At 59.5% G+C, this 19985-nt stretch carries 18 protein-coding genes; 8 read left to right on the top strand and 10 right to left on the bottom strand.

Annotation, left to right across the window (positions count from 1 at the left end; genetic code table 11):
- Window positions 1-37: 37 nt before the first annotated feature.
- A complete protein-coding gene (gene msrB, locus ACQY47_RS29125) occupies window positions 38-538 on the bottom strand; it encodes a peptide-methionine (R)-S-oxide reductase MsrB (protein WP_428554201.1) in 501 nt (166 codons plus the stop codon).
- Between the two features lie 280 nt (window positions 539-818).
- On the opposite strand from msrB, the gene ACQY47_RS29120 reads away from it, so the two are divergent.
- Both ACQY47_RS29120 and ACQY47_RS29115 read left to right on the top strand, forming a co-directional pair.
- Complete coding sequence (locus ACQY47_RS29120) at window positions 819-1529, top strand: response regulator transcription factor (protein WP_428554198.1); 711 nt, start codon at window positions 819-821, stop codon at window positions 1527-1529.
- Window positions 1526-2992: a sensor histidine kinase gene (locus ACQY47_RS29115; RefSeq protein ID WP_428554195.1), complete on the top strand. Its 1467-nt coding sequence runs from the start codon at window positions 1526-1528 to the stop codon at window positions 2990-2992. Before ACQY47_RS29120 ends, ACQY47_RS29115 begins: the two co-directional genes overlap by 4 nt.
- A 95-nt stretch (window positions 2993-3087) precedes the next feature.
- Here ACQY47_RS29115 and ACQY47_RS29110 read toward each other — a convergent pair whose 3' ends face one another.
- Window positions 3088-3792: an SDR family oxidoreductase gene (locus ACQY47_RS29110; protein WP_170038339.1), complete on the bottom strand. Its 705-nt coding sequence runs from the start codon at window positions 3790-3792 to the stop codon at window positions 3088-3090.
- Between the two features lie 101 nt (window positions 3793-3893).
- Here ACQY47_RS29110 and ACQY47_RS29105 point away from each other — a divergent pair, with 101 nt between their 5' ends.
- Window positions 3894-4796, top strand: coding sequence for a LysR family transcriptional regulator (locus tag ACQY47_RS29105; protein WP_236461599.1), 903 nt, complete (start codon window positions 3894-3896; stop codon window positions 4794-4796).
- An 81-nt stretch (window positions 4797-4877) separates the two neighbouring features.
- Window positions 4878-5885, top strand: coding sequence for an aldo/keto reductase (locus tag ACQY47_RS29100; RefSeq protein ID WP_428554190.1), 1008 nt, complete (start codon window positions 4878-4880; stop codon window positions 5883-5885).
- A gap of 50 nt (window positions 5886-5935) precedes the next feature.
- On the opposite strand, the gene ACQY47_RS29095 is transcribed toward ACQY47_RS29100, so the two are convergent.
- Entirely contained in the window at window positions 5936-7180 is a 1245-nt protein-coding gene (locus tag ACQY47_RS29095; protein ID WP_428554187.1) for a hypothetical protein, read from the bottom strand.
- 343 nt (window positions 7181-7523) lie between these two features.
- Here ACQY47_RS29095 and rarD point away from each other — a divergent pair, with 343 nt between their 5' ends.
- Window positions 7524-8405: an EamA family transporter RarD gene (gene rarD / locus ACQY47_RS29090; protein WP_428554184.1), complete on the top strand. Its 882-nt coding sequence runs from the start codon at window positions 7524-7526 to the stop codon at window positions 8403-8405.
- Window positions 8406-8461: 56 nt separating this feature from the next.
- Here rarD and hppD read toward each other — a convergent pair whose 3' ends face one another.
- Window positions 8462-9538 (bottom strand): 4-hydroxyphenylpyruvate dioxygenase, encoded by a 1077-nt coding sequence (gene hppD, locus ACQY47_RS29085; RefSeq protein WP_017135508.1) that lies wholly within the window; start codon window positions 9536-9538, stop codon window positions 8462-8464.
- A gap of 245 nt (window positions 9539-9783) precedes the next feature.
- Entirely contained in the window at window positions 9784-10707 is a 924-nt protein-coding gene (locus tag ACQY47_RS29080) for a DMT family transporter (protein ID WP_236461604.1), read from the bottom strand.
- Window positions 10708-10784: 77 nt separating this feature from the next.
- Between ACQY47_RS29080 and ACQY47_RS29075 the strand changes: the two genes are divergently transcribed.
- Window positions 10785-11684 carry a LysR family transcriptional regulator gene (locus ACQY47_RS29075; protein WP_428554179.1) on the top strand — a complete coding sequence of 300 codons (900 nt, stop codon included), beginning with the start codon at window positions 10785-10787 and terminating at the stop codon, window positions 11682-11684.
- Here the strand turns inward: ACQY47_RS29075 and ACQY47_RS29070 are convergent.
- Genes ACQY47_RS29070 through ACQY47_RS29055 form a run of 4 tightly spaced genes read right to left on the bottom strand, consistent with a single transcriptional unit; the run spans window position 11675 to window position 16768 of the window.
- Entirely contained in the window at window positions 11675-12760 is a 1086-nt protein-coding gene (locus ACQY47_RS29070; protein WP_428554176.1) for a fimbrial protein, read from the bottom strand. The genes ACQY47_RS29075 and ACQY47_RS29070 overlap by 10 nt on opposite strands.
- Window positions 12760-15366 (bottom strand): fimbria/pilus outer membrane usher protein, encoded by a 2607-nt coding sequence (locus tag ACQY47_RS29065; RefSeq protein ID WP_428554173.1) that lies wholly within the window; start codon window positions 15364-15366, stop codon window positions 12760-12762. The genes ACQY47_RS29070 and ACQY47_RS29065 overlap by 1 nt, the downstream gene beginning before the upstream one ends.
- Before the next feature lie 2 nt (window positions 15367-15368).
- Window positions 15369-16148 (bottom strand): fimbrial biogenesis chaperone, encoded by a 780-nt coding sequence (locus ACQY47_RS29060; RefSeq protein WP_428554170.1) that lies wholly within the window; start codon window positions 16146-16148, stop codon window positions 15369-15371.
- Window positions 16149-16207: 59 nt separating this feature from the next.
- Window positions 16208-16768: a fimbrial protein gene (locus ACQY47_RS29055; protein ID WP_099549862.1), complete on the bottom strand. Its 561-nt coding sequence runs from the start codon at window positions 16766-16768 to the stop codon at window positions 16208-16210.
- A 297-nt stretch (window positions 16769-17065) separates the two neighbouring features.
- Between ACQY47_RS29055 and ACQY47_RS29050 the strand changes: the two genes are divergently transcribed.
- Both ACQY47_RS29050 and ACQY47_RS29045 read left to right on the top strand, forming a co-directional pair.
- Window positions 17066-18607, top strand: coding sequence for an EAL domain-containing protein (locus ACQY47_RS29050; protein WP_428554166.1), 1542 nt, complete (start codon window positions 17066-17068; stop codon window positions 18605-18607).
- A 199-nt stretch (window positions 18608-18806) separates the two neighbouring features.
- The gene (locus ACQY47_RS29045) at window positions 18807-19169 is read left to right on the top strand and encodes a histone-like nucleoid-structuring protein, MvaT/MvaU family (RefSeq protein ID WP_017135500.1); all 363 of its coding nucleotides are present in this window, start codon (window positions 18807-18809) and stop codon (window positions 19167-19169) included.
- Window positions 19170-19273: 104 nt separating this feature from the next.
- Here ACQY47_RS29045 and ACQY47_RS29040 read toward each other — a convergent pair whose 3' ends face one another.
- On the bottom strand, window positions 19274-19810 hold the full coding sequence (locus tag ACQY47_RS29040; protein WP_428557402.1) for a DUF4946 domain-containing protein: 537 nt from the start codon (window positions 19808-19810) through the stop codon (window positions 19274-19276).
- Between the last annotated feature and the right edge of the window lie 175 nt (window positions 19811-19985).

Here is a 19985-nt window from a genome sequence, read left to right as displayed (position 1 = left end):
GAATCGACCCTTATACGAATTAAAAATGGACATCGGCTTAAGCCGCCGTGAACGTCATGGCGACGCCATTCATGCAGTAACGCAGGCCTGTGGGCGCCGGGCCATCGTCAAAAACGTGCCCTTGGTGGCCACCGCAACGGCGACAATGAATTTCCTTGCGTACCACGCCATAAGAGGTGTCGACGTGGCTGGCGACCGCGTTGTCCAGCGGCTGCCAGAAGCTTGGCCAACCGGTGTGGCTGTCAAACTTGGTGGTCGAGGAGAACAGCGGCAATGCGCAACCGGCGCAGGCAAAGGCGCCGGCACGGTGTTCATCATTGAGTGTGCTGCTGTAAGGGCGTTCGGTGCCCTCCTCGCGCAGCACGTCAAATTGCTCAGCTGTCAGCAAACTGCGCCACTGGGCCTCGGTATGGCTGACCTCAAAGGTCTCGGCAGCTTCGACTTCGCTGATCATGTTGAGCTGTTTCAGCAGGCCACCGGCCAGGACGGCGACACCCAGGCCACCACCGGCCAGCAGCATTTGTCGACGTGAGTACATACGATTCTCCTCAACCCATAGGCATTCATGGCGCGTGTGCAACTGTGGCGAGCGGGCTTGCCCCGCGTTGGAGTGCGCAGCGCTCCCGCTTTTTTGGGGCCGCTACGCAGCCCAACGCGGGGCAAGCCCGCTCGCCACATAAAACCCATCCGCAGCAACAATGTCGCCATCCTGAGCCTTGGGCGGTCGCGAAATCCTCACGCAGAGTTAAACAATTCGTGATAACTACACTGTGGCAAAAGCCGCACAATGCGCGGACTACAAGCGAAGGTTTTCTTATATGGATCAGACCAAACGCGTCCTGGTGGTCGAGGACGATGCCCATATTGCCGACTTGATCTGCCTGCACCTGCGCGACGAGCAGTTCGAGGTGGTGCACAGCGCCGATGGCACCGAAGGCCTGGGCCTGCTCGAACAAGGTGGCTGGGATGCACTGATCCTCGACCTGATGCTGCCCGGCGTCGACGGCCTGGAGATCTGCCGCCGTGCCCGTGCCATGGCGCGCTACACACCGATCATCATCACCAGCGCGCGCTCAAGTGAACTGCACCGCATCCTTGGCCTGGAGTTGGGTGCTGACGACTATTTGGCCAAGCCGTTCTCGATGCCGGAGTTGGTGGCGCGGGTCAAGGCACTGTTGCGCCGGGTGGACGCGATGGCGCGCAACCTGAAGATGGACGCCGGCAGCCTTGAGCTGGGCGCGTTGTTCATCAACCCGCTGACCCGTGACGCCACCCTGCAAGGCCAGCGCCTGGACCTCACGCCGCGCGAATTTGACCTGCTGTACTTCTTTGCCCGTCAGCCGGGTAAAGTCTTCTCGCGCATGGACCTGCTCAACGCCGTGTGGGGCTACAGCCACGAGGGCTACGAGCACACCGTGAACACCCATATCAACCGGCTGCGCGCCAAGGTCGAGGTCGACCCGGCCAACCCGGCGCGCATCCTCACGGTGTGGGGCCGTGGCTACAAATTCGCCGAGAGCGCCGCATGAAGCTGACCCTGACCCAACGCCTGTCGGTGGTGTTTGCCGTGTTGCTGGTGATCTGCAGCGGCACGTCGGCCTGGCTGCAGGTGCGTTCCAACCACATGCATGAACTGGAAGTGGTGCAAGGCCTGTCCCGCGACCTGGCGACGCACATTGCCCGCGATACCCAACTGATGGACGCCGACGGCCTCAAGCCCGATGCCGTGCGCAACCTGTTCAACCAACTGATGCTGGTTAACCCGAGTGTCGAGGTGTACCTGCTCGATATTGACGGCCGTGTGGTGGGTAACGCCGCACCCAGCGGGCATTTGCTGCGTGACCATGTGGACCTCGCGCCGGTTCGGCGCTTTCTCAGCGGGGCCATGCTGCCGATCCTTGGCGATGACCCGCGCAGCGTCGACGGGCGCAAAGTATTCAGTGCTGCGCCGCTCAAGGCCAACGGCCAGCAAACCGGCTTTCTGTATGTGGTGCTGCTGGGCGAAGCCCATGATGTGTACGACGCCAAGGACGCCACCGGCATGGCCTTGAAGATCGCCCTGTGGTCCATCGGCCTGGTTGCCCTGCTCTGCCTGATGGCGGGCCTGATCGCCTTTGCCTGGATCACCCGGCCACTGCGCCAACTGACCGACAAGGTCGGCCAGTTCGACATTAACGGCGCGCCGAAAGCCGCCGAAACGGCTGTTCCCGAACTCAACAGCGGCGATGAAATCGCCGTGCTCGACCACGCCTTCGTGCAGATGGAAAACCGTTTGGGCGAGCAATGGCGCGCCATCACCCATCAAGACCAGGAACGTCGGGAGATGGTCGCCAATATTTCCCACGACCTGCGCACGCCATTGGCGTCGTTGCATGGCTACCTGGAAACCCTGTCGCTCAAGGATGCGAGCCTGAGCCCCGAAGAACGCCGGCGCTACCTGGGCATTGCGCTGGACCAGAGCCGTAAAGTCGGCGGCCTGGCCCAGTCCCTGCTGGAACTGGTGCGCCTGGAGCACGGTTTTGTGCAGCCGGTGATAGAAGGCTTCTCGCTGCCGGACCTGGTGCAAGATATCTTTCAGAAATTCGAACTGACCGCTGAAGCCCGCGCCATCACCCTCATCGCCACCCTGCCGCCCCAGGTGCCGACGGTGATGGCCGACCTGGGCCTGATCGAACGGGTGCTCACCAACCTGCTGGACAACGCGTTGCGCCATACGCCGGTGAATGGAGAAGTCGAGGTGATCCTGGCGCCCGAGGCCGGTGCCGTAGCGGTCATGGTCAGCGACAGCGGCCCCGGAATCGATGCCCAATTGCGCGAAGGCTTGTTCCTGCGCGCCTTCACCATCGGCGGCGCGCGCCGCGATGGCGGCCTGGGCTTGCGCATCGTGCACCGCATTCTGCAACTGCATGGGCGCAGTATCGAACTGGTGGAGCGCCCAGGGCATGGCGCGACGTTCAGGTTCTGCCTGGAAACCCGAGCCTCAACGCGTTGACTTGCGACTAGGCTGGCATGGCGGCCTGTGCCGCCATACCTTTTTTGCACTGCCTGCGCCCTTTGCGAACCAGCCCCTACACTTTTGCTCAGTGTTTACAGCAGGCCTCCGCCGTCGATATCAATTACCGCGCCGGTGACAAAGCCATTTTCCATGGCCAGTACATAACCCGCCGCCACTTCATCCGCCTGCCCGACTCGCCCCACTGGCAACGCCGTGCCGGCCTTGGCGAACATCGCCAGGCGTTGCTCTTCTGCCAACCCCGCATATGCCGGCGTGTCGATCACACCTGGGCTGATCACATTGACGCGCCGTGGTGCCAACTCTTTTGCGAGCTGCTTGCCCAGCGCTTCAGTCGCAGCATTGATACCCGTCTTGATGAACTGCCCTGCCATCAACTTACGGCCCAGTTGGCCCGAGGTCAGGCTGATGCTGCCGTGTTCTGCCAAAAATGGCAGCGCTTGCTGAATCGCGCGCAATGCGCCCCAGAGTTTCACGCTGAAATTGTCCTGGGCCTCGTCCAGATCGGTCTCGACCAGCGGTTTTGCCCGCACTGACGGGCCGGAGGTAAACACCAAGTGGTCAAAACGCCCGACCGTCTCGAACAAACGCTGCAAGGAGGCGCTGTCGGTGACGTCGACCGGTTCGCTGCGCACAGCGTTTTCGACACCCGAGGTCAAACGCCGCCCGGCCAGCACCACGTGTGCACCACGGGCGCTGGCGGCCTTGGCCACGGCGGCACCGATGCCGCTGCTGCCGCCGATCACGATAACGGTTTTACCGCTGAGGGAAGATGTCATGGGGTTACTACCTGGCTAAAAAAGTGAGCGTTGATCTTCTCAGCTTGGCAATCGGCGAAAAATCCCGGTAAAACGACAAGATCTTTAAAGGATTTTTACAAATGAGCTCGACCCTGGACCTTGAAGTGTTCGTGCGCACCGCCGACACCGGCAGCCTGTCGGCGGCGGCGCGCAGCCTCAACCTCACCCCGGCGGCGGCAAGTATTGCGCTCAAGCGCCTGGAAACCCGGCTGGGCATCCGCTTGCTCGCCCGCTCGACGCGTAGCATGCGCCTGACCGAAGAAGGCCGGCGCTACCTCGACAGCGTGCGCGTAGCCCTCGAAGCGCTGGCCGAAGGCGAGCAGGCGATCAAGCAACAAGGCCAGAGCTTGAGTGGGTTATTGCAACTGGCAGCACCTTCGGACTTCGGCCGCAATGTACTGCTCGGCTGGCTGGATGAGTTCAAGCTTGCGCACCCGACGATCCGCCTGCAGCTACTGCTCAACGACAGTAACGCGGATCTGTTCCGCGACACCGTCGACATTGCCCTGCGCTTTGGTGTGCCGAGGGATTCCAGCCTGGTGGCGCTGCCCGTGGTACCCGGCCACCATCGTATCCCCTGCGCCAGCCCCGACTACCTGGCGCGCCATGGCACACCGCGCACGCCAGCCGACCTGGCGCAGCACAGTACATTGCGCTACATGCGCCGTGGGCAGGCAAACAGCACCTGGTACTTTCGCCAAGGCGCCTTGCTGCAGGAGGTCGAGGTGTCGGGTGATTACCTGAGCGATGACGGTGAAATCGTGCGGCGCTGGGCGCTGGCAGGCCACGGCATCGCCTATAAGGCCAACCTGGATATTGCCGGCGATATCAAGGCTGGGCGGTTGGTGCCGCTGCTGCCCGACTGGCAAGGCGAGCCCACGCCGTTCAACCTGATGTGCCCACATCGCCTGCAAGTGTCGGAACGGGTGAAAGTGCTGCATGGTTTTTTACAGCAGCGCTGCCAGACCTTGCTGAGTGCATGAAGAAACGCGCGCAGGGCTTGTTCCAGAGCCGCCGAGTCTGGTATTGCATGGATAACGTTTCCCTGCCATGAGGAGCTTTGCATGATTTACCGCACATTGGGCCAGTCCGGGTTGAAGGTCAGCGCACTAACCCTGGGCACCATGATGTTTGGCGAGCAGACCAACACGGAGGACTCGCTGCGCATCATCGACAAGGCCTGGGACCAGGGCATCAATTTCATTGACACGGCCGACGTCTACACCGGTGGGCGCTCCGAGGAAATCGTCGGCGAGGCCATTGCCCGCCACCGTTCGGATTGGGTGCTGGCCACCAAAGTCGGCTTTGGCCCGGTGGACGGCCTGCCCAACCGCAGCGGCTTGAGCCGCAAGCGCATGTTCAATGCACTGGAAGCCAGCCTGAAGCGCCTGGACACCGACTACCTGGACATTTATTACCTGCACCGCGAGGACCACGACACGCCGCTGGAAGTCACCGTGTCGGCGATTGGCGACCTGATCCGCCAAGGCAAGATCCGCTATTGGGGCCTGTCCAACTACCGTGGTTGGCGTATCGCCGAAGTGATTCGCGTGGCCGAGCGTCTGGGGGTCGACCAGCCGATCATCAGCCAGCCGCTGTACAACATCGTCAACCGCCAGGCCGAGGTCGAGCAACTTACCGCTGCAGCCGCCTATGGCTTGGGCGTGGTGCCTTACAGCCCACTGGCCCGTGGCGTACTCAGTGGCAAATACGCCCCCGACGTGACACCCGAAGCCGGCAGCCGTGCGGCGCGCCAGGACAAGCGCATCCTGGAAACCGAATGGCGGGTGGAGTCATTGCGCATTGCCCAGCAGATTCAGCAATACACCCAAGGACGGAGTGTGGGAATGGTCGAGTTTGCAATTGCCTGGGTGCTGAACAACTCCGCGGTCAGTTCGGCGATTGTCGGGCCGCGTACCGAGGCGCAGTGGGATGCGTATACCGGGGCGCTGGGGGTGAAGATCACGGCAGAAGATGAGGCGTTTATTGACTCGCTGGTGACGCCAGGGCATTCGTCTACGCCGGGGTTTAATGACGTGAGCCATTTTGTGTCGGGGCGTATTAGTCGGTAGTCATACCCCGCCCACAGTCGCCAGTGTGGGCGGGTTTGTTGGTTGCCGAGTTATAGTTTTATATCGGCTTTTACACCTAACCCATGGGCGGCTTCCCTGGCCTCTTCTTGTGTCACAGGTTGTTGTTTTAATATCTTCGCCAGCACGGCGGCGACAGATCTGTAAGTACCATAGCCAGGCACAAACCCCTGAGCGGCAGTAGCAAAGTTGGTAAGTATCGCGTTCATTTCACTTTTTGGCAGACCGAATACCCTGCCGATATCGTTGTTCTTATTCAAGAAAAGCAACACGGCATTGACGGGGTTATCCAGGCCGCGTTCGACGGTATCGGCAGTTGCTTTGTCGACTCCAAGCGCTTGTAGCAGCGTTGAGACCCCGGAAAATGGACTTTCTAGAAAATTGGCGAAGGCGTTGACCACAGAGTTCAGGTCACCATTGCCCCTGAAGACGAGCTCTCTTAGTTGTGGCAATGTGATGGGAACCAGTGGCAATTGACTATGGGCGCCATTTCTAAGGAAGTAAAAATTCCCCTTGTCACCCGAACCCAGCAAGTTGCCGTGAAAGTCGTACCGATAGACCACTTTCTCTCCATCGGGCCGCACGCCGCTAAAGGTCGGCCTGCCTGCAACGACCGATTCCAGCTGCTGATTAACAAGGCCATTGACAAAAATAATTGTCGTGGGGTTTTCACGGGTTCGATCCAAGTGCTCGAACACATTCCCTACGATCTGCTTGCCTGGCCCCATCAGCATTTTGGGTACACTGCCTTCAGGTGCGGATGCCCGTTCCTGTAAAGCGGTCCTGACAGGGGAAGACGCTTTCTTGTCTCCAAAATGGGCAAGAAATGCGTTAAAGGCGTCAGGCTTTTTTGGTAAGTTTTTCAGAAAATCGTCGATGGCCTCATAACTGTTAAACTCATAACTTGATTTAAAGTCCTTCTCCGGCATCCACAATACGAAATTCACGGCGCCCGGCACGATCGGTTCGCGTTTGACAATGAAACTATCCTTGGCCTTATAAGGCCCCACGTTGAAACTGTAAGCACTAACGCGAGGTTGCTTCGCTGTATCTGGAGAGGTGGCTGCTTCCAGTAATGCCTTCCCGTGCGCTGTGAATACACCGCTTTGGGTATCTCTCGCGACCGACTCGGAAAAAGTCTTATACGTTTCAAGTTTTTGCCAGGAAGGTATGTCACCTTTCGGAAACGCGAAGCTTTCGCCGAACCTGCCTATAATACCGGGCAAGCCGTTGAAGGTGGCAGGTGAAGAACCATAATAGGGGGAAATGCCATGCATAGGGTGGACCTCATTATCTAATGTCTTAGTCTGCAACCCTCTGAACCACTCCTTGCCAGAGCCATGGTTATCATCACGCAGTGATGACGCCCACCAAAGTCGCGCTTACTAACTTATTTCCATTAGTTGATGTTTTTTGCAGAGCATTAATAAGCCATGCAAAACTTTCCATGCAAAACCAAGCGCAGTCATGCTAGCCGCGAAAAGTCATACTTGTGTGGCACGGGGGTAGGAAGGTGTTCCATTAAAATGTTGTAATCGGCGTGACAAAGAGTGTCACGAACCCTATATTCCCCACCTAAGTTCCCCTTCTTCTGTAAAAATCAGCTTTCGCGAGGACAGTGTGTCTAAAGGTGTTGTTTTATCGGTCTTGGCCTCGGTGTTGTTTGCCGTGATGTATTACTTCACCTCGCTGCTCACGCCCTTGAGCGGCCTGGAGATTTTTGGTTGGCGCATGCTGCTGACCGTGCCGTGCATGACGGTGTTCATGATCGTCAGCGGTGAATGGCGGCGCGTGTGGGAGTTGCTGCGAATGCTGGCGGCTAAGCCGCGGCTGATCGGTGGCGTGGTGCTGTCGTCCGCCCTGCTGGGCGTACAGTTATGGCTGTTTATGTGGGCACCGTTGAACGGGCGCAGCCTGGATGTGTCGGTGGGGTATTTCCTGCTGCCACTGACCATGGTGCTGACCGGGCGCCTGGTCTACGGCGAACGCTTGTCGCGCTTGCAGCAGATCGCGGTATTTTTTGCCGCGCTCGGGGTGCTTAATGAGTTGTACCAGGCCGGTGGTTTTTCCTGGGCCACGCTGGTGGTAATCATTGGGTACCCGATCTACTTCGTGGTACGCAAATACCTGAGCACCGATCACCTGGGCGGCTTGTGGCTGGACATGGCGCTGATGCTGCCGGTGGCCTGGTGGTTTGTGCAGCATGGCGAACAAGGTTTTGCCGTGCTCGAGCTGCACCCCAAGCTCTATGCGTTGATTCCAATGCTGGGCTTGATCAGTGCCTCGGCGCTGGTGAGCTACATCATCGCCAGCCGCTTATTGGCCTTCAGCCTGTTCGGCTTGCTCAGCTATGTGGAGCCTGTGTTGCTACTGTTCGTGGCCTTGTTGCTGGGCGAAGGCATCAAGGGCGGCCAGTGGCTGACGTATATCCCGATCTGGCTGGCGGTGATGGTGCTGGTGTATGAAGGTTTCAAGCATCTGCTGCGTCAGCGCAAAGCCTGATGCGCAGGCAATAAAAAGCCCGGCCGGGGGTTAACCTCGGCCGGGCTTTTTTGTGCTTAGTCGGTGGTCAGTACACCACGACGCACCTGGTCACGCTCGATCGACTCGAACAGTGCCTTGAAGTTGCCCTCGCCAAACCCATCGTCGCCTTTGCGCTGGATGAATTCGAAGAACACCGGCCCCATCAGGGTTTCCGAGAAAATCTGTAGCAGCAGACGTTTGTCGCCCTCGATCGAGGAGCCGTCCAGCAGAATACCGCGCGCCTGCAGTTGGTCCACCGGCTCGCCGTGGTTTGGCAGGCGGCCTTCGAGCATTTCGTAGTAGGTGTCCGGCGGCGCAGTCATGAAGCGCATGCCGATCTTCTTCAGCGCATCCCAGGTCTTGACCAGGTCTTCGGTGAGGAACGCCACGTGCTGGATGCCCTCGCCGTTGAACTGCATCAGGAACTCTTCGATCTGGCCGGCGCCTTTGGACGATTCCTCGTTCAGCGGGATGCGGATCATGCCGTCCGGGGCGCTCATGGCCTTGGACGTGAGGCCGGTGTATTCACCCTTGATATCGAAGTAGCGTGCTTCACGGAAGTTGAACAGTTTCTCGTAGAAGTTGGCCCAGTAGACCATGCGGCCGCGATACACGTTGTGGGTCAGGTGGTCGATGACCTTGAGGCCTGCTCCTACCGGATTGCGGTCGACACCTTCGAGGTACACAAAATCGATGTCATAAATCGAGCTGCCTTCACCGAAACGGTCGATCAGGTACAGCGGCGCACCGCCGATGCCCTTGATGGCCGGCAGGTTGAGCTCCATCGGGCCGGTTTCGATATGAATCGGCTGGGCGCCCAGTTCCAGTGCGCGGTTGTAGGCTTGCTGCGAGTCTTTGACGCGGAACGCCATGCCACACACCGACGGGCCGTGTTCGGCGGCAAAGTACGACGCCAGGCTGTCGGGCTGGTTATTGAGGATCAGATTGATCTCGCCCTGGCGATACAGGTGCACATTCTTGGAGCGGTGGGTCGCGACTTTGGTGAAGCCCATGATCTCGAAGATCGGCTCCAGGGTGCCTGGAGTCGGCGATGCGAACTCAATAAATTCAAAGCCCATCAGGCCCATCGGGTTTTCGTATTGGTCGGCCATTTCGGCACCTCATCATTCTTGTAAGTAGCAAGCAGTCAATTACAGGCAAGGATGAGGTTGCAGGGTGGCGCGCACGAGAGACCCCGCACGCTGCGGGCGAGGAAGTCACCAAAGATCAGGGGGGAGCCGAGTAGCTTCATGATTACATCAGTCTCTGACGGCCGAGGCTTGCGTGAGCGCAAGTCCATATTCTTGTATGCGTAAATCGATTCTACACAGCGTAACAGTATTTGTCCGCACTCTCATCAAATCCCTATTGCCCTGGGCTGCGCAAGGGGTTTGTTGCACAGATAGATGCCCAACAGGATCACCGCGCCACCCAGCGCCATGGGTAACGTCAGTTGTTCGCCGAGCAGCAGCGCGCCGCAGATCACCGCCGTCAGCGGGTTAAGCGCGATGAACACGCCCGCGCGGGTCGCGCCGATACGCCGTATGCCATCGTAATAGCCGATGTACGCCAGCGCGGAGCCGAGCACACCCAAATACAACAGGCTCACAACCTGCGGCCAGTGCAGGCTGACGACCCCTTGTACGGTGAAACGCCCGGTGAGCGCGGTGGCCAGTGTCAGCATCAGGGTGCCGAGCAATACTGACCACGTGACGGTTTGCAACGGCCCCAGGCTTTGATTCAACGCGCGGGAAAACAACGAGTAAATCCCCCACCCCAGCACACAGCCAAACACCAGCACGTCGCCCTGCCAGGTATTCGATACACCTTGCAGCAGTTGCGGGTTACGACTGACGATCACCGCCGCAGCGCCGGCCAGGCACAACGCCATGCCCAGCACCTTGGCAGCGCCGAGGCGCTCTTTGAACAACCACCAGGAAGCCAGGCCGATCACGGCCGGATTCAACGCCACGATCAACGAAGCGCGCGAGGCATTGATGTACTGCAGGCCGTAGAAAAAACACAGGTTGTAGAAAAAGATCCCGAAAAAACCCAGCACTGCCAGACGTAGCAGTTGCCGGGGACGTGGCCGCGCCAGCGGGATGCGTGCACACAGCATAAACAGCAGCAGCGCCAGGCTGGCCAGGATAAACCGCAGGCTGGCGGCCAGCAGCGGGTCTACTTGATGGGCCAGGTAGCGTCCGGCGACAAAGGTGCCACCCCAGATCATGGTCACAGCGGCGAGCTTCAGGTAGGTGAGGCGATCAGACGAATGATGCATTGGCAGTTGCTCGACAGGTGGCAGGGTTGGCATATTCTTCGACTAATGTTCAGTAATCGTAAAATGAGCCTTTACTCATGACCTTGACCCAACTGGAAATTTTTTCACTGGTGGCCGAGCTACAAGGTTTCACCAGTGCGGCTCACCGCCTGGGTATCAGCCAGTCGGCGGTGTCCCATGCGGTCAAGGCCTTGGAGCAGGAGCTGGGCGTGGAATTGTTTCGGCGCCACCAGACGTTGGTGGAGCTGAGCGATATCGGCGCGCAATTACTCGGGCGCGCCCGTGCCATGCTCGGCCTGGCCGCGACCTTACAGCAGGAAGCCGCCGACGCCCGTGGCATGAAGCGCGGCACCTTGCGCATCGGCTCCTTCGGCCCCACTGCGTCGGTGCGCTTGTTGCCGACAATCCTCAGCCATTTTCGGCAGGCCTACCCGGGCATTGAAGTGCATGTGGACGAGGGGCCAGACCGGCAAGTCATCCAGTGGCTGGACGAGCGGCGTGTCGACGTGGGTTTTGTGGTGCTCGCCGACACGCCAACAGACAGTGAGCGTTTCGACACCGTGGCGTTGTTCGAGGATCAGCTTGTCGTGTTGTTGCCGGCCACCCATGCGCTGGTTGCCAGCACATCAGTACCTTTGCAAGCGCTGTGTGACGATCCGTTCATTCTCACCGAAGCCGGCTCATCGGAGTTGGTGATGCGCTTGTTCAGCGACGCGCGTTTGCGGCCCAACGTGCGGTATCGCTGTGCCCAATTGCTCAGTACGCTGGAAGCCGTCAGCCGTGGCGACGGGCTGAGCATCGTGGCGCAGGCATCGTTGCCCGAACGTGTCGACAGTCGTTATGTGGCACGGCCATTATCACCGCCGGTGCCGCGCTGGGTCGGCCTGGCGGTGTTGGACCGGCGCCAGGCCTCACCTGCTGCCCTTGCGTTCCTCACACTCGCGCAAGGGCTGCAACACACCGGCACTCACCGATAACTCATGGTGAACGAAGCCAACCCGTTGGCCGTACCGGGTCGGATCATTTTTTCGGTTTGCACATAACGAGCAGTCAAGGGGATCGTGATGGTGCCGTTGCTCGTACTTGTCACCCGCCATTGGTTCAGGTTGCCGACGGCCGAAGAATCGGCGCCATAGTTGAGCACTGAGGGGCCACTCAACAGCTGTATTGCCACCCCCTTGGCTGTCGAAGTGCGCGTCAGCGACAACTGATTGCCGCGATTTGCGGGGTTAGTCTGGTCGGTCACCGTGACCCAGATATCCAGGCTGCCACCGGTTCCCCCGGCACAGTCCAGCCTGATGTTATGGCTCACGCTTGCAGCGTAGCTGCCTACACCCCTGAAATCACGGCTGGCCACAGGCCCCATCGGCATGACAACCGAGGGTGTCGAAACATGGCAGGTAGGCCGCAGCGGCGGCGCTATGACCGCGTTGCTCAGGCTTACCGAAGCGTAGCCCGGGCCTGAGGTCGTGACATTGGTCAGCGTGTAGTTGGCAAACGTGCGCGCAGTGATCGTGCCGGCCGAGACAGGGCCGGTAGCCACCAGGTAGATCCGCCCCTGGAGCCCCCACCCATTGGGCTTGTTGTGTTTGACGGTTAATAACGCGGTGGTGCCGTGATGGAGTGGGTGAAAAGGCTGGCCGGGATCCCTGGCCATCACCGCGAATCCCACTCCGGGCAGGTTGGTGGCGTAGACCGGCATCGAGAGGCCGGACGCACTGAACGTGATCCCCGTAGCCGGCGAATTGACTATGCTTATGTTCGCTGTCACGGGTTGCTCGATAGGCCAATCCTTGTATTGACAGCGCATCACATAAGCATTGCGGCTGTCGAAGTCATAGCCGTTTGCCGCGCCCAGGACCTGCCCGATCTGTACGTTGCCCTGCAAGGTGATGGGCGCAATCGAGACATTCAGGTTTGCCTGGGGCGAACAATCGCCAGCATTACCAAAGTGCGCTTGGGCAGGCATTGCGAAAGCCCAGCCGCTCAGCAGTGCGACGACGCCGGAAAACCTGATCGTGAAGCGTTGAGCACCGTTCATCGTGTGATTCATCAGGTGCTCTCCTCGTAGCGACACTGGCTGACCAATTGATCTGTATTTTCTTGGCGGCGACCGGGTTCACGGGCAGGTAGATGGTAACGAATGAAACACCGCTCGCCCGCCGCCTCAGCCCACTGCACGGTCAGCCTGCCGTGGTCGGCAACCCCGCGTACAAAAGCCTTGCCCGCCTGGCCAACCACCCCGACTTCGTTGCCCTGCTCGTCAAATACCTGGGCTGCGAACGGCAGGGGTCTGCCGTTCGGGTGGGTGGCTTTGATCACTACCGCCCGGCCGCTGACGGTCTCGAATTTGACCAGCGATATTGCGCCCAGGGTCGGTACCACGGAACGGTTCGACTCCTTTAATTCCACGTCCATGGGCATGCCTTGCGGGTCGATGTCCACGGCGTTGGACTGGTACGCCCGCAAAGAAGGCATGACCCCGTAACCCTGCTTGTCGATACGCACCCCGGAACCGCCGAGCTGCGCTCCCTGGGCATCCGGCGCATACACCAGCGCCGAAGCTTCACCGAGGTTTTGCGCCAGGGTGACGCCACCGCTGTGGGCGATCAGGCCGCCGTCGACGCTCATGGACACTTGCGCATTGCCCTGGCGCTGGCCATAACCGCCGCGCAGGTTGGCTGCGTTACTGCGATAGCCCGCGTAAGCGTTGAAGCTTGAGCCGCCGTGATCGCCGGTGCCGCGACTGCCGACCAACCCGTAATGGGTGTGCGCCGTATCCCCCAACAAACCATTGATGCCGACTTGTTGCTGACTGCCGCGCGACTCACCTGCATCCCGCGACAGTGAACTGCTCAGGGTCGGTGCGCGCGTGCCCTCGCCCAATGGCATGGAGAGGCTCAGCACCCAGTGATTCTCAACGCGTTCGGTTCGCGTCGAGCGGCCGAAGAAAATATCCTCACCGCGTTCGCGGTCGCTCGCCCGATACAGCTCGCTGACTCTCGAACGCTGCGCCGAGAGGTTCCAACTCAGCGACTTCCAACTGGCCCCATAACTGGCGGTGAACGACGTCTGGCGCCCTTGCTGCCCGGCCCAGTAGTCAGTGGAGCTGCCATACAAACTCAGGGTGCCCTCCCCCAGCTGCTGGCTGATCGTCAGGTCCAGGCGGCTCTTTTGCCGGACATAGCTGTCCAGGTTCCCACCATGACGGCCCAGGTCGCGCACATTCAATGCGTCCGGCAGGTTCAGGTAGCCATCGGTCGAGAAGCGATAGGCGCCGAGTGCAAAATGCGTTCCCGAAAACGGCACATTCTTGTTGTAGGCCAGGCCAAGGCTTTGTCCGTGGGCCAGGGCTTGCCCCTGCACCTGTGTGCGCGAGTGGGTAGTGTCCAAGGCGATTGCACCAACAGGCGTACTCATCGCCAGGCCCGCCTTGCCTTGGCTATAGCCCTGGGAAAGCGTGGCGCCGCCATAAACGGTGAGGTTATCGACTAGCCCATGTTGCAGCGTGCCTTGAAACACTGAAGCGTTGGCATCACTCACACCATGCTGCTGCACCTGCCCCACCGTTGCGCTGTAGTGTGTGGCGCGGTAACGCAACAGTTGCGGGGCCACCGAATAAGGCACGACAAAGGTGCTGCGTCGCCCGTCTACCTCGGTGACACTGACGTCGAGGTCGCCTCCGTAGCCCGTGGGGTAGAGATCATCGATCACAAAAGGCCCAGGCGCCACAGTGGTTTCGTAAAGGGTGTAGCCGTTCTGGCGCACCGTCACCGTGGCATTGCTGTCGGCAACGCCGCGCACCTGAGGCGCATAGCCTTGTTGCGACGGCGCAAGCATACGGTTATCCGTGGCCAGCGTAACGCCACGCACGCGCACGCCATCAAGGATCTGACCGCTGCTGAAACTGTCACCTACGGTCAGTTGCGACTGCCAGGCTGAAACGGCGCGTTGCAAGTAGGTGGCCGTGGCTTGATAAGGCAAGTGGCTGCTTCGCGAAGCCCAGGCTTGCCCGCCCTGGTGGCGCAACCGCCAGTCACCCAGGTTGACCCCGCCGTCCAGGCCAAGATAACTGCGGTCTTCACCCGCACCTGATGTCACCGCAGCGGCGCTGTAGGTGTAATTGAGCAGTGCGGCATCAACGCCCGCGTCCCATTGGGCGGGGTCAATGTAGTCGCGTGCGGAGCCATTGATGTAGACCTGCGGGATGCTGACATCCAGGGTCAGGGACTCGACATCGACATGGCTGCTGGCCATGGGCATCCATGCGGCGAAATCGCGACAATCCTCCTCGGCGCCTGCCTCGAACTTGCGCAGTACTACTCCGAGTTCGGCCAGTTGTTGCGCGCTCACACAGGGTTGCGCAGCGTCCTGTTTGTCCAGGTTCACGAAGGTGATCGGGCGACGGCCCAGCGATTGCCCGTTGAGTATCACGTCAACGCGATAAACCCCTGGCGTCAACACATTGCTGGTATTGAAGCGTGAGAGATCCGCCGGGCTGGACACACCGCTGGTAAAGGCCTCCAGGTCAAACAACAACGGGGCAGCCTCGGCCGATAACACGAGCGTGCTCAGCAGGCCGAACAACAGCACCAGCCGAGGGTGGGAAAACAGCCAGGCAGCGCCTTGGCAAAACGTGAATGGCAACAAGGCAGGCATAGTCAGAACTTCAGAGGAGCACGCTGCGGCGCGGAAAACGTGCCGTAGTCATTGATATATTTGAAATGCACCCGGGCATCCGCAGGGATGGGCTGCACGGCCTTGTGCACCCTCAGGGTCAGGTTGCCGCCTGGCGGCACCATGCCCTCTTCCGCCGGCAGCAGCGGCGCGTCTTGCTGCGGGCCCATGGCCAACGCCACCTCGTTGAATGTCACGTGATAGGCCGATGGGTTGTGCACATCCAGCAGCGCCCCCTGGGTACTGCGGCGCAAGGACCAGCGTAATTGCGTGTGCGCTTCGTTCGGGCTGCCAGGCAGATCGGCGGGGCGAAAAAACACTTTGGTACGGATACGAAAGGCGAATTGCAGGTGATTCGCCGGGCCAACCTCTGCATCGGCCTCGGTGTTGACCTTGGGCGGGATCTCCAGCGCATTCAGCCAAAACAACGATTCCCGATCAGCCGGCAGTGGCTCTTGGGTGTAGACCAGGCGCACGGCCTGACTTTTCTGCGGGTTCAGGCGAAACACCGGCGGCGAAAGGCTGAAAGGCACCTCGCTGTTAGAAGGGTCTGACGCCGGGTCACCCTGATCCAGCCATACCTGGACCAGGCGCGGAGCCCGTTCGTCGTCGTTGGTCAGGCGCAAGGTGATTTCGCGACGCTGTTGCGGGTAAATGTGCCGCGTGCCATCGATCACTACACCGGCATGGGCAACGGATGGCCATCCGCTAACCATCGAAATGGCGAGCAGCAAGGCAATTGCGAACATGAGTCGGGCAAGCATGGGGCGGTCCTCCAAGGCGCTGTCCAGTGCCTGGCGGACCGCCAGGCTCCGGGCCTTGATCAGGGAAACGTGACGGAATACAGCACCTGCGTACTTACCGGGCCTGGGGTTGCGGCGCCGGTGGCGAAGTACTGCGCGGCGAACGGCAGCGACACCTCACCGTTGTCGGGGACTTTTGCGCTGCTCGAATTGAGTGCCAGGCGCAGGTCCATAGGCTTTTGGGTAGTGCCGTCGACAATCTGCACCTCAACCAGGCTGGCAGGCACTGGTTTGGCCGGCGCTTGATTCTTCAAGTTGCCGGTAGCCGGGTTGATCGCCGGGCTGCTGCTCTCGAACAACACCGCCACCGTCGTATCCTTGGGGCACGCACCCACACGCACAACAAATGGGGTGGTGCCGGCCGTCTGGCCTTTTGCCTTGAGCGCGCTGGCCTGGACCTTGTTGAGCACAACGGCGAAGTTCGGGCTGGCGCCAGGCGCGGAGCCTGCCCCGCCACTGATACTGCAGGTGGTGCCGGTGATTTCACCGGTCAGGCTGATGGTACCGTCTGCGGCAAAAGCAGGCAGCGCGGCGACGCCGGTAGCAGCCAGGAAAGCAGCGGCCAATCGGATGTTGTTCATTGCAGGTAATTCCTTATCAAGTAGCGTTAACGGGTTACGAAACGAATTTCAACAATTGAAAGACGAGGGTCGACCGTCCCGCCAGAAGTGGGCTGAAACGGCTGAGAGAGAGGCTGGAAGGGTCGGTGCTCCGAAGTCTCTTACTTTTTGCAACGATGTTTATCTTGCCAAGTTGAGACAATCGCAACAACTGACCGAACGGCTAGGTCAATTCGCGCCAAACAAGTGAGCGGCACTGCGCAATGCCAACTATCATCGGCACACACCCGTCTTTTTATTCTGTTATTGGCTGCCTCTATGCCCCTCACTGCCAAAGGCCCCCGAAGCCGAACTGCACGCGCGCTCATCAGCAGTGTCTGCGGCCTGGTTCCCGTTTTATTGGGGGTTGTGATTCTTCATTGGCAAGCCGAACGCACCCTTGAGCAAAGCACCGCCCAAACCGCGCTGGAGGCTGTGCGCCAATTCGATTTAATGCTCGACAACACCGCCCTCGCCGCCCAGGCATTGCTGCCGCTGGCCGGCCAACCGTGCGACAACGGCGCGCAACTGGCACTGCGCGAACAGGTCACGCGGCGCCCCTTTGTGCGGGCAACGACCTTGTCCTGGCAAAAAAACATCTATTGCAGCTCGTTGTTCGGCGGCAGCTACCAGTCACCGGTCAACCCGGACGATTACGTAGCGGGCACGCTGTGGTTGATGAACGGCAACCCGGTAACGCCCGATACCGCGTTGTTGGTTTACCGCCTGGTCGATGGCGATAAAGCCGCGTTTGCCTCGGTTGACGGCTATCACCTGACCAACGCCTTGCGCCTGATCAGCCGCTACGCACACCTGATCCTGCAAGTGGGAGCCAACTGGCTGGACGCTGACGGCAAGGTGCACACCACTGCAATGCCGCAGTTTGCAGTGGCCCATCAGCACCTGAACTCTGAGCGTTACCCGTACAGCGTCGATGCCGGCATGCCTGTCGGTGAGGTGTGGCGGTACATGGAGGCGCGCTACCCGGCGCTGTTCAGTCTGCTGGTGTTCTTTGGTGTGCTGGCGGGCGTGTTGGCGCACTGGCTGCAAAAGCGCTCGTCCGCGCCGACCCATGAGTTGCAGCGGGCATTGGGGGCCAATGAATTCATTCCGTATTTCCAGCCAGTGGTGCGTGGCGACACCCGCGAATGGGCCGGCTGTGAAGTATTGATGCGCTGGCGGCACCCGAAGGAAGGCCTGGTTCGCCCTGACCTGTTTATACCGTTGGCCGAACATTCGGGCCTGATCGTGCCGATGACCCGCTCGTTGCTACGCCAGACCGCTGCGCAACTGGCCCCGCATGCCGGGCGCTTCAGCCCGGGCTTCCATATCGGCGTGAACATCACCGCCAGTCACTGCCAGGACCTCGACCTGGTGCAGGACTGCCGGGAGTTTCTCGCTGCGTTCGCCCCCGGCCAGGTGACGCTGGTACTGGAGTTGACCGAACGTGAACTGATTCAGCCTACCGACACCACCGCCCGCCTGTTCGACGCCTTGCATCAACTGGGGGTGATGATCGCGATTGATGACTTCGGAACCGGCCACTCCAGCCTGGGTTACTTACGCAACTTCAACGTCGACTACTTGAAAATCGATCAAAGTTTTGTCGCCATGATTGGCGCCGATGCACTCTCACGGCATATTCTGGACAGCATCATAGAACTCAGCGGCAAGCTGGACCTGGGTATTGTCGCCGAGGGCGTGGAAACAGCAGAGCAATGCGAATACCTGGCGGCCCAAGGTGTGGATTTCCTGCAGGGCTACCTGTTCGGCCGGCCGTTGCCCTGTGAGGAATTCATTAAGTCGCTGAGCAGCCATTGAATAGCCATCTAGTGCGCTGGATGAAATAATCTTATTTAGGTAACGCCGTGATTTACTCGCGCGGCATTAACTACTACAATTTTTCCTGCCTGTGCTGAACTCGCAGAAAGGCCTCTTTCTTTGAGTTACCTTAAAGCTCCTGGCTTACACGCTTTATCTGCAGTTGATATCAGCCAACTACACTATTGGAGTACAGATTTTGTCCAGACTCGCCGAATTTCGCGCAGCAGAAAAAGCCCTTCAAGAACAGCTGGCTCAGCTGGAATCCTTGAAGAACGACGCCGGCCTGAAAAAAGAAATCGAATTCGAAGAAAAGCTGCAAGGGCTGATGAAGCACTACGGCAAAAGCCTGCGCGACATCATCTCGATCCTTGATCCTAACCCTGGCAAAGCCAGCGCTGCTGCCGCCGCACCAAAACAGCGCCGCGCACGTGTGGTCAAGGTTTACCACAACCCACACACCGGCGAACTGATCGAAACCAAAGGCGGCAACCACCGCGGCCTGAAAGCCTGGAAAGAACAGTATGGCGCTGCCACAGTAGATTCCTGGTTGCGCGGCTGATCAAAAGACGCTGCAAAAACCCCGCTGATGCGGGGTTTTTTTTTGCTTCGAAAACGAACTTAATCAAGTGTTCACTTTGTTCAAAAACGAGTGAGATAACCCGTTCAAAGTTTAAGGCTATCACGCACTGAACTGACTTCAGCCTTACTGGCTTCATAGGCCTCGGCCTGACCGGCGAAGGAAAAGACATAGGCTTTATCGCTATCAACTGCGCCGACCAATGTTTGTGACAATATGTGCCGACCGTTCTCGGTAATCACGCAAGTAGTTTCCAGCGCTTCAAGACGGCTCAATGTGCTGGTGTGCATTTTGGTGCACACGCTTTGATAACCGCTGCCGGCAAAATCCTTCTGGATGGATTTGCGCATTTCCAGCAGTACGCCTTGAAGATTAACTTTATGGCCCGCCTCAATCGGTGTACCGGTCAACTCCATGACCATCAAGGTGTTGCCGTTTTCATCATTCTTGATTGCGCGTTGGCGGGACACCGCCTGAGGTTTTACCGGCGCTTCGTCGTCGGGCACTACTTCCTCGACTTGCCAGCCGCTGGGCCAATGAACTTCCGGGTCGGCCGCCAACACAAAGGGGCTGCCCAGCAACACGCATACAGCGCTCAACAACGGCTTACGAAATTCAATCATCAAGAAAACACCCAAGGTTCAAGCGTCGAAGTTTGAGCCTGACACCCTTGGCTCGCAAGGGCTGAGTAACCTTTTTCATTTGGCTCGGCCGGCAACGCTTGCGTATCATGGCGGTGCGGCACGGATGCCGGCCGCAAGCCAAGGGACCACTCAAGTCACGAGTCGCGTTTGCCCC

The organism is Pseudomonas edaphica (assembly GCF_965277385.1).
Classification (GTDB): domain Bacteria; phylum Pseudomonadota; class Gammaproteobacteria; order Pseudomonadales; family Pseudomonadaceae; genus Aquipseudomonas; species Aquipseudomonas edaphica.
The sequence above is the reverse complement of the archived record's forward strand: the minus strand, read 5'-3'. Positions and strand labels throughout refer to the sequence as shown.

Excerpts from the sequence above, each read along its gene's own strand:
- msrB (WP_428554201.1), bottom strand. The coding sequence starts at position 538 with ATGTACTCACGTCGACAAATGCTGCTGGCCGGTGGTGGCCTGGGTGTC.
- ACQY47_RS29120 (WP_428554198.1), top strand. The coding sequence starts at position 819 with ATGGATCAGACCAAACGCGTCCTGGTGGTCGAGGACGATGCCCATATT.
- ACQY47_RS29115 (WP_428554195.1), top strand. The coding sequence starts at position 1,526 with ATGAAGCTGACCCTGACCCAACGCCTGTCGGTGGTGTTTGCCGTGTTG.
- ACQY47_RS29110 (WP_170038339.1), bottom strand. The coding sequence starts at position 3,792 with ATGACATCTTCCCTCAGCGGTAAAACCGTTATCGTGATCGGCGGCAGC.
- ACQY47_RS29105 (WP_236461599.1), top strand. The coding sequence starts at position 3,894 with ATGAGCTCGACCCTGGACCTTGAAGTGTTCGTGCGCACCGCCGACACC.
- ACQY47_RS29100 (WP_428554190.1), top strand. The coding sequence starts at position 4,878 with ATGATTTACCGCACATTGGGCCAGTCCGGGTTGAAGGTCAGCGCACTA.
- ACQY47_RS29095 (WP_428554187.1), bottom strand. The coding sequence starts at position 7,180 with ATGCATGGCATTTCCCCCTATTATGGTTCTTCACCTGCCACCTTCAAC.
- hppD (WP_017135508.1), bottom strand. The coding sequence starts at position 9,538 with ATGGCCGACCAATACGAAAACCCGATGGGCCTGATGGGCTTTGAATTT.
- ACQY47_RS29080 (WP_236461604.1), bottom strand. The coding sequence starts at position 10,707 with ATGCATCATTCGTCTGATCGCCTCACCTACCTGAAGCTCGCCGCTGTG.
- ACQY47_RS29075 (WP_428554179.1), top strand. The coding sequence starts at position 10,785 with ATGACCTTGACCCAACTGGAAATTTTTTCACTGGTGGCCGAGCTACAA.
- ACQY47_RS29070 (WP_428554176.1), bottom strand. The coding sequence starts at position 12,760 with ATGAATCACACGATGAACGGTGCTCAACGCTTCACGATCAGGTTTTCC.
- ACQY47_RS29065 (WP_428554173.1), bottom strand. The coding sequence starts at position 15,366 with ATGCCTGCCTTGTTGCCATTCACGTTTTGCCAAGGCGCTGCCTGGCTG.
- ACQY47_RS29060 (WP_428554170.1), bottom strand. The coding sequence starts at position 16,148 with ATGCTTGCCCGACTCATGTTCGCAATTGCCTTGCTGCTCGCCATTTCG.
- ACQY47_RS29055 (WP_099549862.1), bottom strand. The coding sequence starts at position 16,768 with ATGAACAACATCCGATTGGCCGCTGCTTTCCTGGCTGCTACCGGCGTC.
- ACQY47_RS29050 (WP_428554166.1), top strand. The coding sequence starts at position 17,066 with ATGCCCCTCACTGCCAAAGGCCCCCGAAGCCGAACTGCACGCGCGCTC.
- ACQY47_RS29040 (WP_428557402.1), bottom strand. The coding sequence starts at position 19,810 with ATGATTGAATTTCGTAAGCCGTTGTTGAGCGCTGTATGCGTGTTGCTG.